7 protein-coding genes and 1 tRNA gene are annotated in these 10,265 nt (G+C 48.1%); 4 read left to right on the forward strand and 4 right to left on the reverse strand.

Annotation, left to right across the window (positions count from 1 at the left end; genetic code table 11):
• From ACJROR_RS14545 to ACJROR_RS14560, 4 genes are all read right to left on the reverse strand, one after another.
• Positions 1-822: hypothetical protein (locus ACJROR_RS14545; protein ID WP_406547728.1), on the reverse strand; the 822-nt coding region annotated here is incomplete at its 3' end.
• 415 nt (positions 823-1,237) lie between these two features.
• Positions 1,238-1,314 (reverse strand) — tRNA-Val (locus ACJROR_RS14550).
• A gap of 182 nt (positions 1,315-1,496) precedes the next feature.
• Positions 1,497-2,576 (reverse strand): tetratricopeptide repeat protein, encoded by a 1,080-nt coding sequence (locus ACJROR_RS14555; protein WP_406547729.1) that lies wholly within the window; start codon positions 2,574-2,576, stop codon positions 1,497-1,499.
• 65 nt (positions 2,577-2,641) lie between these two features.
• Complete coding sequence (locus ACJROR_RS14560) at positions 2,642-4,087, reverse strand: MATE family efflux transporter (protein WP_406547730.1); 1,446 nt, start codon at positions 4,085-4,087, stop codon at positions 2,642-2,644.
• 755 nt (positions 4,088-4,842) lie between these two features.
• Between ACJROR_RS14560 and mobB the strand changes: the two genes are divergently transcribed.
• The 4 genes from mobB to ACJROR_RS14580 form a co-directional block, all read left to right on the forward strand.
• Complete coding sequence (gene mobB, locus ACJROR_RS14565; protein ID WP_406547731.1) at positions 4,843-5,577, forward strand: molybdopterin-guanine dinucleotide biosynthesis protein B; 735 nt, start codon at positions 4,843-4,845, stop codon at positions 5,575-5,577.
• 18 nt (positions 5,578-5,595) lie between these two features.
• Positions 5,596-6,552, forward strand: a complete 957-nt coding sequence (locus ACJROR_RS14570; protein ID WP_406040304.1) for a molybdenum cofactor synthesis domain-containing protein — start codon at positions 5,596-5,598, stop codon at positions 6,550-6,552.
• Positions 6,553-6,741: 189 nt separating this feature from the next.
• Positions 6,742-8,541, forward strand: a complete 1,800-nt coding sequence (locus ACJROR_RS14575; RefSeq protein WP_406547732.1) for a hypothetical protein — start codon at positions 6,742-6,744, stop codon at positions 8,539-8,541.
• Positions 8,542-8,646: 105 nt separating this feature from the next.
• The coding region (locus ACJROR_RS14580; protein ID WP_406547733.1) for a DNA methyltransferase at positions 8,647-10,265 on the forward strand (1,619 nt) is incomplete at its 3' end.

Raw genomic sequence — 10,265 nt, forward strand, 5'->3', positions numbered from 1 at the left:
AGTTCCCCCTGGTCTGGAGATAAATCTTCCGTCAGAACCGTGGTAAGGGTTGAACTTATCAAGCTCTGATTTATAAAAATCATAGACTTTTTCATTACGAAATGACTCTGCGACGTATTTGAAAGTTTCTCTGATAATCGGGTACTGAAAAGCATATATTTCAGGTGTGTTTTCATTTTTATCTTGTAAGTAATACCTGAACATTACTTCACCCAGAAATCTGGATATTTCTTTAGCAGTACGCGGCGATGTCAGAAAACCAGATTCTTTTTCGTGATATTTAATTACGTTTGCAAAGAATTCATCAGAAAAGAAGCTGCCGTATCTGCTACGAATTGGCCCGTATTCCAGATAAAGCTGTATTACACGAAAATAAAATGCGGTTTCGATTAAACACGCTTTATGAAACCTTTCCTTAACAAGAGCTTCAAGCATATGATTATGCTCAGTGAATATTCTGGTGAATTTACGTAAATGGTCGCTCTCATAATAATTTATATTATAAAAATAATCATCTTTTATCTCTATTTGATACTCAAGATCTTGAATCTCATGTTTGGTCATTAATAAAAGATAATCTATATCCGGCGCAGCAGGTTGCGTCATGGCAAACAATAATACTTTCCCTTCGTTCATAGCAGTACAACATAAAAACTCTCTCGAACTAAGATGCAATATAGAGCATGAAACACAAAAAGTCAATTTATCATGCGGTATTTTACCGCCTGATTTTATGATTTGTATCGCAATTACAATAAAAATATTCAAAATACTTGGATTTTCTTTGTCATTTGCAGCTTTTCTGTGCTTTTGCGTCTCCAAAAAATCATCCAGTTAGACGCCTATCCTAATTAGATGCCTATGCTATGCTTTGCCGTTTGTTACACGCCTGAACATAATTGACAGGAAAGAACTGGCTGTAAGCCGGAAATGCCGTCTTGGGGTTTGGCAGGTGTTGCCCTGTATAGATAGATAAGACCTCCGGAACAGAAATCAGGAGGGGCGATTAAGCCGCTGGCCTGGGCCGCAGTTTCAGGAGCAGGGGGAGTTTCAAAGAGGAAAAGCCATTCTCTGGCAGCCTTTTGTGAATGACTGATGCCTAATGTCTGAACAGGATACAGAACTGAATCGTATAGTCAGTAATTACGAATGAAGGACAGACCAGCAAAAATCAGAGAAGAGGGAACAGATGAATAAAGAAGGAGAAAAGCAAAAACAGAAAATACAGGCAAAAAAATGGTGCGTCTGATTGAACTCGAATCAACGACCCCCACCATGTCAAGGTGATGCTCTAACCAACTGAGCTACAGACGCACTTTAGTGAAACGCTTTATCTTGAAAGCGTGCTCATTATATCCGATAAATCCGGGCTGTAAAGAACTTTTTGAAAATTTTTTCCTTAAGGAGCCGGGAATCTCAGGAGCCCGCAGGATCCGTCCTGCTCAGGCCCCGCCTGTTATCCTGCAGTTCCCGCAGCTTCCCGTAATCGGAGTCTCTCACTTCTCCCAGATATCGTCATCATCGTCTTCCGGAGCGCTGGCTTTGGGAGGTGCCGGTTTCTTTTCAGGAGGGCGATCAAACTCCTCATGCTCGTAGCTGGCGTAGGTTTTGCAGCCGTATTTCCGATGAATGTCCCCGCCCCGTCTTTTGGCGATGTTGAAGTCCTTGACCCGGCCCTGGAAGATTTCCTGAAGACTGTCCAGGGTTCTCATATTGTCCGAGGAGTTATCGCAGGCGGTGTAGGCAAAGAAGTAGGCATAGCCCATTTCATTGTTTTTGAAGTTCTCGTTATTGAGATAGATTTCGGCCAGCTTCTTATAGGCGAAGGGGATGCCCTTGTGCGCGGCTGCTTCCAGATACTTGACTGCCAGATGGTGGTTAATGGCTGTTCCGAAGCCGGTAACGTAATTGTGGCTGGCCAGGATCATGGCCTCAGGCACTCCCAGCTTGGCCAGCGCCAGAAGCTCCTCGTGAGACTTTTCCGGATCATAGATGCCGAGATCCTTGTAGGCTTCGGTGCCCATAAGTCTGGCCAGAGTGGTGCGGGCCTTGAGGGAGCCGCGGTTTTTGGCATCGTTCAGGTAGAAAAGCGCCTGTTTTCCGGTATTTCCCACATGATTGCCGGTGTAGATCATAATGCCGATGATGCCCAGATCCACTTCAGCCTGGAGATTGCCGCCGTTCTGAGCCTTGTTGAGCCAGGCCACCTGCTTGTTGAAATCCTCTCTCACCCCGATGGCATTGCCGTAAATGGTAGCGACCAGATACTGGGCCTCGGGATCTCCCTTTTCTGCCAGAGGGTAGCAGATCTTAAGAGCGCTGTCGGGGGTTTTCAGCATGGCCGTGCGGCATTTCTGAATATCCTCCCGGGGGGCGCGGTAGCGTTTTTCGGAGGCTTTGCCGGCAGCGGCCTTGCGCGCCGGAGCCTGCGGTGAAACCGGAGTCTGGCTTTGCGCCGTACTGGCCGGAGTTCCGGCTGCGGCAGCGGCGCCGGGCTTATTTGCAGGTTTATCTCCGCAGCCGGACAGGGCCAGCAGAGCCGACAGACATAAAATTCCCGTTATTCCTGGTTTCATGGAACACTCCTTAATGATGACGTTCCCGCAGCTCCATACTGCAAGTTTTTCTGATCTGTTCCCTACTATGCCGGAAGCTTTTCCTGCGGCTTTGCTGCTGTCCTGGCTTCTTCCGGAGCAGATTGCCTCTGGTATCTTTCGGGGTGGCGGAACAGCCAGATGTCCCTCCAGATAAATGCGATGGTCATAAGGTAGTAGCAGGATACCACCACCGCCCAGATCCCCTGAACTCCGCGGGGACTTCCGGTGAGATCCGTAAGCCCCACGGCATATGACAGCGGCACGGCCAGTCCCCAGAGAATGCCTACATTGAGGATCATGAATATTCTGGTGTCCTTGTAGCCCCGGAGGATGCCCATGGCCGTTCCGAAGAAGGGATCCTGACTCTGATACCCCAGCACGAAGAGGAACAGGGGCGCGGCAATGGCGACTACTTCAGGATCATCGGTAAACATACTGATAATATCATATCGGTTCATGTAGATGAGAAACATGAATGGCACAACCATGACAAAGGACACGATAAAACCGCTCAAAGCTGTGGTTTTGGTCATTCGGGTATTTCCGGCTCCCAGATGCTGTCCCGCGCGTACGGCCACGGCGTTGGACATGGAAATGGGGATCATGAACGCCATGGTGTAGACCGAGGAGGCAATCTGACTGGCCGCCACCGTGGCGCTGCCGAACCGGGTCAGATAATAGCCAACCATGGTAAAGAGGGAGCCCTCCAGCACCGCAGCCACGGAAATGGGGAGCCCCACCTTGCAGATCTCCCGGATGCAGGAGCCCTTTGGCCGGAAGAATTTTGCCGCAAGGGAGATCCCCGAGCGGCGGAGGGCCCGGCTTTTTCTGGCATAGAGAACAATGAGCGCCACGGATACCCAGGAAATCAGCGCCGTGGATAGTCCGCAGCCCGGAGACCCCAGAGCCGGAAATCCCAGGTAGCCGAACATGAAAACCAGATTGGCCGGAACGTTGAGGAGGGCGATAAAAATGCCGATAAGCATGGGCGGCACCGGTACTGATACCCCCTCCAGAGCGTTTTTCAGGATTAGAAAAATCTGCTGCGCCGGGAGAGCCAGGGTCATCCAGCGGAGATAGGAGACGGTTTTCTGTGCCAGCGCGGGTTCCACGTCTGCCAGAATAAGCTCCGGCAGGAATATGAGGCCTAAAATGCAGGGGATGATGATGGCCAGGGACGGATAGAGGGAGTTAAAGACGGTTTCATCGATTTCGGAGAGCCTCCCGGCGCCGTAAAGGTGGGCGGTAATGGGACTGATGCCCAGAGCCACTCCCAGACAGAACAGCGCTACCGGAAAAAACATCACGGAGCCCAGAGAAATCGCAGCCAAATCCTCCGTGCCGATGGCCCCTGACATCAGGCTGTCGGTAAGGCTCAGCACGCTGGTGGAGATCATGCCGATGAATATGGGGACTGCCAGCTGGAGCAGCTTCTTGATTTCATGCCCGAGGGCGGTTTTGGAGGAGACTTCAAACAGAGGTGCTGACATATTTTGGTCTGGTGACAGGATGGCTGAGAAACCGGGGGTTTTTGCGGCGGCAGTTTCAGGCGGACAAACAGGCCCCCGGTTCCGGAGAAAACGTTCGGAGGCTTATTTTACCGTAAGAAGGGGATGTTTTCAAAAAAGGGAGGCAGGAGGGCAGGCTGAAAGGCGGGAGAGAGGGCGGAATAGCAGAGCAGCGGCCGGGAGTGTTCTTAAGGATCCGGAGCCATGTTCTCACTCTCTTCCTCCCGCCTTTCCAACCCCTTCCCGTATCTGAAAATCCCGGCATACGCCCTGTTTTAGACCTTTGCCGTCAGGGAGATTCCGTTATTCCGGAAGGGATATGATAGACTTGAGAGGGTAAATCACAGCCATAAGGGGCTATTCTCCTCGGGGTGGTTGCGGGAAGCCTTGCCCGGCAGCGAGCCCTGCGGGCGGCGCCGGATCCGGAGACGCAAAAACGGCTTTATGAAAACAGTGCTCCGGATGGCCCCGAGGACGGTCTTTCCCGGGCGGAACTTTTATTCCGGGCCATAGAGTTCGGCCGGCGCCGGAAGGATTTTAAGCCTGAGGATCTCCTGTAATCACCGGACTTTTTCTGACTGCTCGCAATTTCGGGGCCGTTTGCTGTCCGGATTTACCCCGGAGCCGTTAAAATGCCCTTCGTAAAGCGGGCAGAAGCTTTCTTTAAGCTCTCTTTAGAACTTTTTTTGGCAAATTTCAGGCGGCAGATCAGCCCGGCCGCTTCAGAGGATCTTAGCATGAAGGTTTTTCAGCTGGTGGGGGCCCGGAAATCCGGCAAGACCACGACTGCGGAGATTCTTATCGGGAGCCTGAAGGCCCGGGGATACCGGGTTGGCACTGTTAAGAGCATCGGCTGTCCCCGTTTTACCATGGACGAGCGCCGGGACTCTAATACTGCTCGTCACCGCCGGGCCGGGGCTGATGCAGTGGTGGCCCTGAGCAAAAACGAGACTGATTTCATTTACCCCCGGAAGCTGGATCTGGAGGACGTGCTCCTGACGCTGTCCCGGGAAGGTCTGGATTACTGCATTGTGGAAGGGGGATATGAATACGATCTCCCCAGAATTGTGTGCTTCCGGAGTCCGGAGGAGATCCCGGAAAGGGTAACTAAAAAAACCTTTGCGTTTTCCGGCGCGGGAGTTCATGAAGCGGCAGAAGGAGATGAGGCCTTCTTATCAGCGCCGGACTTCCCGGCGGCAGGAGCTAAGCCATGTCCGGCGCTGAGCGCGGTAGAAGAGCCTGCAACGCTCACGGATCTTCTGGAACGCGCTGTGCCAGACATGGTTCTTCCGGTAGCCAGGATTCCGCGGCCGGAATCCTGCCGCGGCTTCTGCCGCGGCTGCTCCGGCCATGAAAGAAGTCGCGTTCCTGAAAACACGGGAGCCTCCGGAAGAAGCGACCATCCTGCTGCTGAGCCTGAGCGCGGCGCATCCGGCATAGCTCCGGAAACAACCGAACCTTTGAAAGATTAATGCGAGAAACAAAATCCCATGAATAACACTGGAATTCTGAAGGCAATTTGTCTTAGTGAAAAACGCGGTCTCCCCAAAACCCCGGCAGAATCTGCTGTTCTGAAGGCGGACTGGGGTATTGAGGGGGATGCTCATGCCGGAAACTGGCACCGGCAGATAAGCCTGCTTCCCGAGGAGCAGATTGCGGAGTTCAACAGCAGGGGAGCTCAGGTAAGTCCGGGAGCCTTTGGCGAAAACCTGATAGTTTCCGGCTTTGATCTTAAGGCTCTTCCTCCGGGAACTCGGCTGGAGATCGGGCCGTGCCTTCTGGAGATTACTCAGGTAGGGAAGCAGTGTCACCATCATTGCGCCGTATATCAGCGCATGGGGGACTGCATTATGCCCCGGGAGGGAGTTTTTGCCAGAGTGATCCGGGGCGGTTCTCTCAGGGCAGGAGACCAGGTACGAGTTTTGGAGCTCGGGAGCAAGGAACAGGCACTTCGTCCCTTCAGAGCAGCGGTGCTTACCATGAGCGATCGGGGCAGCCGGGGGGAACGTCAGGATGAAAGCGGCCCTTATATTGCAAAAGCCCTGGCCGAAGCCGGCTATGAAATTGCGGAGACAGCGCTGGTTCCCGATGATGAGAGCCGGATCCGGGAGGAGCTTATCAGGCTTTCCGATACTGTCGGGGCTGACCTTATTATTACCACCGGAGGCACGGGGCTGGCTCCCCGGGATGTGACTCCCGAGGCCACTCTGGCTGTGGCTACCAGAAATGTTCCCGGCATTGCGGAGGCCATCCGCGCGGAATCCCTGAAGTTCACGAAAAGAGCCATGCTTTCCCGGGCGGTAGCGGTGATCAGAAACCGGACTCTCATTGTAAATCTGCCGGGAAGCAGAAAGGCTGTTTCCGAGTGTCTGGAGGTTATTCTGGACACGCTTTCCCACGGCCTTGGCATTCTCACGGAGCGGGAAGGGGAGTGCGGCCGTTCCTGAGCAAGAGTTTTCTGATGATGGGCTGCTGAATTATTAACTGGCTTATTAGTAAACACAGATTCTCTGAAGATTAGGTAATTATTGGATAAAGTTCACACATGCCGGTAGTCCTACTTTCAGATGTTGTATGACATAGGCTGATTAGGTATAATTAAGCCTCTGGTATTAGGTAACTAATGGTGATTTAGCATGACAAGACCGGTAAAAAACGGGCAATACGTTGTGCCTCCGGCAATACTTGCATTAAAGCCTTCAGGAATCAGTTGCATGGTAAAAGCCATGAGAACTGCGACCAAGACATCCGGGGTCAGGATTCACTATTACGTATACGAACTTATCAGGGGTGCGGCCGATGGCGCAAAAACAGAGACCGGCAAGGTATCAAGCGGGGCCTGCATAGGTAAAATCGAATCAGGAGCATTCTGTCCTAATGCAAAAGGGGAAAGACTGCTGAAAGGTCTTTCTGAGAACAAGACTGAAAATTCCGGCAAGGATAGCGCTGATAACTGCAGATCAGTCGTCATTTCTGACCTCAGGGATTTAGATTTGCAGGTAAAGGATTATGGAGCATACGCAGCGGTATTGGTAAACGCTCATCCGGTGTTCAAACAACTCAGCAGGTATTTCAGCAAGGATGATTCAATACTGATTTATGCCTTAAGCATCATTTGCTTTCTCCATGAGAGCGTGCCGGTCAGCTGCATCCAGGATGTATTTGACCAGTCGATTTTATCAAGCAAATGGCCAAATTTGGATCTTAGTGAGGATTCAGTAAATCAATTCCTGAAATTGATTGGACAGCATCCTGCAGTATGCGAACGGTATTCTCAGGAACTCATCGAAAACTCCTCCGGAGTGACAGCAATTGTCTGGCGCGTTATGCTCTCATGTTCCAAACGGAATGAACTTGCGGATTATGGAAGCGAGTCCCTGAGAACAGGAAACAAACAGATAAGCGCTCTTGAAGCATATGATGTCATAGAAGAAATGCCTTTGACCTGCAAAATATACGAAGGCGGATTATTAGACAGACCTCCGGTGCAGGATTTGCTCGAGTCGTATAGCTTTCCGGATAACACAACGTTTTTGCTGGATGAAGGATTTTACTCGGAAGAAAATATGAAGCTGTATCGTCAGGGAGGAAAACACTTCATCATACCAGTTCCGGATAATTGCGCCATTAAGAAGGCCGCACAGGAATTTAAGTCCTTTGATAACAGTTTTGCATATGAAAGAAGAGGTGAGTCGGAAAGAAGAGATAATGGAGAAGTTAGACAAGACAGGATTCTTTGCGGCGAGTCATCTGTCAGGGAGCTGGAAGATTTATATCAGGCGCATTTTGATAAAGAAGCAGAAAAGAACTCTGTTAAAACTGAAGTAAATTGCCCGGCAGATGCAAAAACAATAATATTTCATCCTCAAAAAGTTAAACGTTCTGAATTTGGCGATGACAGAATTATAAAATTCAGAGATGAGAAAATGCATAATGAACTGGTTCAGGACTTCAGAGATCAAATTGCTCAGGATGATGAACATACTGAAGAAGTATTAGAACGTATTGGCCCTGCTTTTGGAGTTGCGGTATTAAGATTAAATTTTGATAAAATGATAACGCCTCTTGATGCTTATTCTGATTACGAAAAATATCTGTCAATTAAAAATCGTTATGAGTTAGCTGAGAATAGGATGCGTTTTTATGGATTGAGAACAGATGATTACTGTGTGATGCAAGGATTAGGTTTTATTTTTCTTGTAGCTGGTCAGATAAAATTTTATTTTAGAAAGAGGCAAAAAGAATCATCCTCTGATTATCTCAGGAATTTAACTCTCAAAGAGTGTTTGATTAAGGCTGCTGGTATAAAAGTATCTCAGCATGCTAGCAATAAATGGCATATTGCGGCGTCTCCCCGGCAAACGATTGAGTTGTTAAAAGAAATGGGAGTTAATATTGTGGATGATTTAATAAGATTAAATTCATTTAAATATTAAATAAATAGCAATCTAAAAACATAAGATTTCAGAAATAATTAATGCTTGCAAATTCAGATGCTCTGCATAACTCTTGGGCAAAATCTGTGATATAAGGAAAATATTATGCCGGCAGTAAATTTTAAAGCTCGGGATTTCGTTGAAAGATGGAAGGATAAAGGAAACGAAGATCAGGACAGTCATAAGTTTTGGTTTGATTTTTTTGAAAATGTTCTGGAATGCTCAGATCCTTATGAATATCTGGATTTTGAAAAAAAGGTTGAGGGCGGCAAGATCGATATCTACGTCAATCATACCAAAGTTATAATAGAACAGAAAAGCAGAAATGTCAGTTTGACTAAACCTAAAAAACAGTCGGACGGAAGTTTATTGACGCCTTTTGAACAAGCTAAAAGATATGATAATAAACTTGGTGTTCATGACAAGGCAAACTGGATAATCATCTGTAATTTTAAAGCTTTAATGATTTATGATATGGCATCGGATCCTAATGGCCATAATCCAATTGAAATACAGCTTCAGGATATTCCAGGCAATACAAATCTTGTCAGATTTTTAATTGATGATAAATTTAAGGATGTCATCATTGAACAGCAGCTTTCTTTTAAAGCTGGTAAGCTTATTGGCAAATTATACGATGCCTTAAAGCCTCGCTACAGAGATCCTGATAATGAAAATTCCCTGAAGAGCTTAAATAAACTCTGTGTCAGACTGGTATTCTGTCTGTATGCCGAGGACGCGGGACTCTTTAATCCTAAAGACAATCATATGTTTGGGAATTATTTAAAACAGTTTTCCGCTCGGGATATCAGGAGAAGACTTATAGACCTGTTTACGGTGCTGAATCAAAGGCCTGAAGAAAGAGACACCTATCTCGAAGCGGACGATCCGGCTCTGGCAAAATTCCCTTATGTTAACGGCAATCTCTTTAAATTTGAATCGAAGGAAACGGAAGAAATACCTCCGTTTACCGATGAAATCAAGCATCTCCTGATTACGGAATGCAGTGACAGCCTGGACTGGTCAAAAATTTCTCCTACCATATTCGGAGCTCTTTTTGAAAGCACCTTAAATCAGGTCACCAGACGGGTCAGAGGCATGCATTATACCTCCGTTGAGAATATCCATAAGGTTATTGATCCGCTGTTCTTAGACGATTTAAAGGAAGAACTGAACGCAATTAAAAAGATCAGTGTTGCAAAAAAGAAGGAATTGGCGGTTGTCAGATTTCAGGACAAACTGGCTTCTTTAAAGTTTTTGGATCCGGCCTGCGGTTCAGGAAATTTCCTTACGGAGACCTATATCTGTTTAAGACGTCTGGAAAACGAACTAATCAGGAGCTATACCGATGTTTCCTTCCTGGAATCGGAGGATTTTAACCCCGTAAAGGTTTCCATAAACCAGTTTTATGGTATTGAAATCAATGATTTTGCCGTGGCTGTGGCAAACACGGCCTTATGGATTGCCGAAAGTCAGATGCTTCAGGAAACCGAAAGCATCATTAAGCGCTCCATTGAGTTTTTCCCCCTGAGATCCCATTCAAACATTTACTGCGCCAATGCTTTAAGGATTGACTGGAATGTCGTAGTCCCGAAAACGGAATTAAGCTACATAATCGGGAATCCGCCGTTTTCGGGCGCCAGAACCATGATCAAGCCGGAAAAGGAAGATGCAGAGCTGATTTGGGCAGATACTAAAAACCGGGGAAATCTGGACTATGTAAC

Origin of the sequence: Succinimonas sp., assembly GCF_045225735.1 — a bacterium.
In the GTDB taxonomy this organism is placed as follows: domain Bacteria; phylum Pseudomonadota; class Gammaproteobacteria; order Enterobacterales; family Succinivibrionaceae; genus Succinimonas.

What these genes read in the sequence shown, in the direction of transcription:
- mobB (WP_406547731.1), top strand. Translation starts at nt 4,843, where the DNA reads ATGAAGGTTTTTCAGCTGGTGGGGGCCCGGAAATCCGGCAAGACCACG.
- ACJROR_RS14560 (WP_406547730.1), bottom strand. Translation starts at nt 4,087, where the DNA reads ATGTCAGCACCTCTGTTTGAAGTCTCCTCCAAAACCGCCCTCGGGCAT.
- ACJROR_RS14555 (WP_406547729.1), bottom strand. Translation starts at nt 2,576, where the DNA reads ATGAAACCAGGAATAACGGGAATTTTATGTCTGTCGGCTCTGCTGGCC.
- ACJROR_RS14575 (WP_406547732.1), top strand. Translation starts at nt 6,742, where the DNA reads ATGACAAGACCGGTAAAAAACGGGCAATACGTTGTGCCTCCGGCAATA.
- ACJROR_RS14570 (WP_406040304.1), top strand. Translation starts at nt 5,596, where the DNA reads ATGAATAACACTGGAATTCTGAAGGCAATTTGTCTTAGTGAAAAACGC.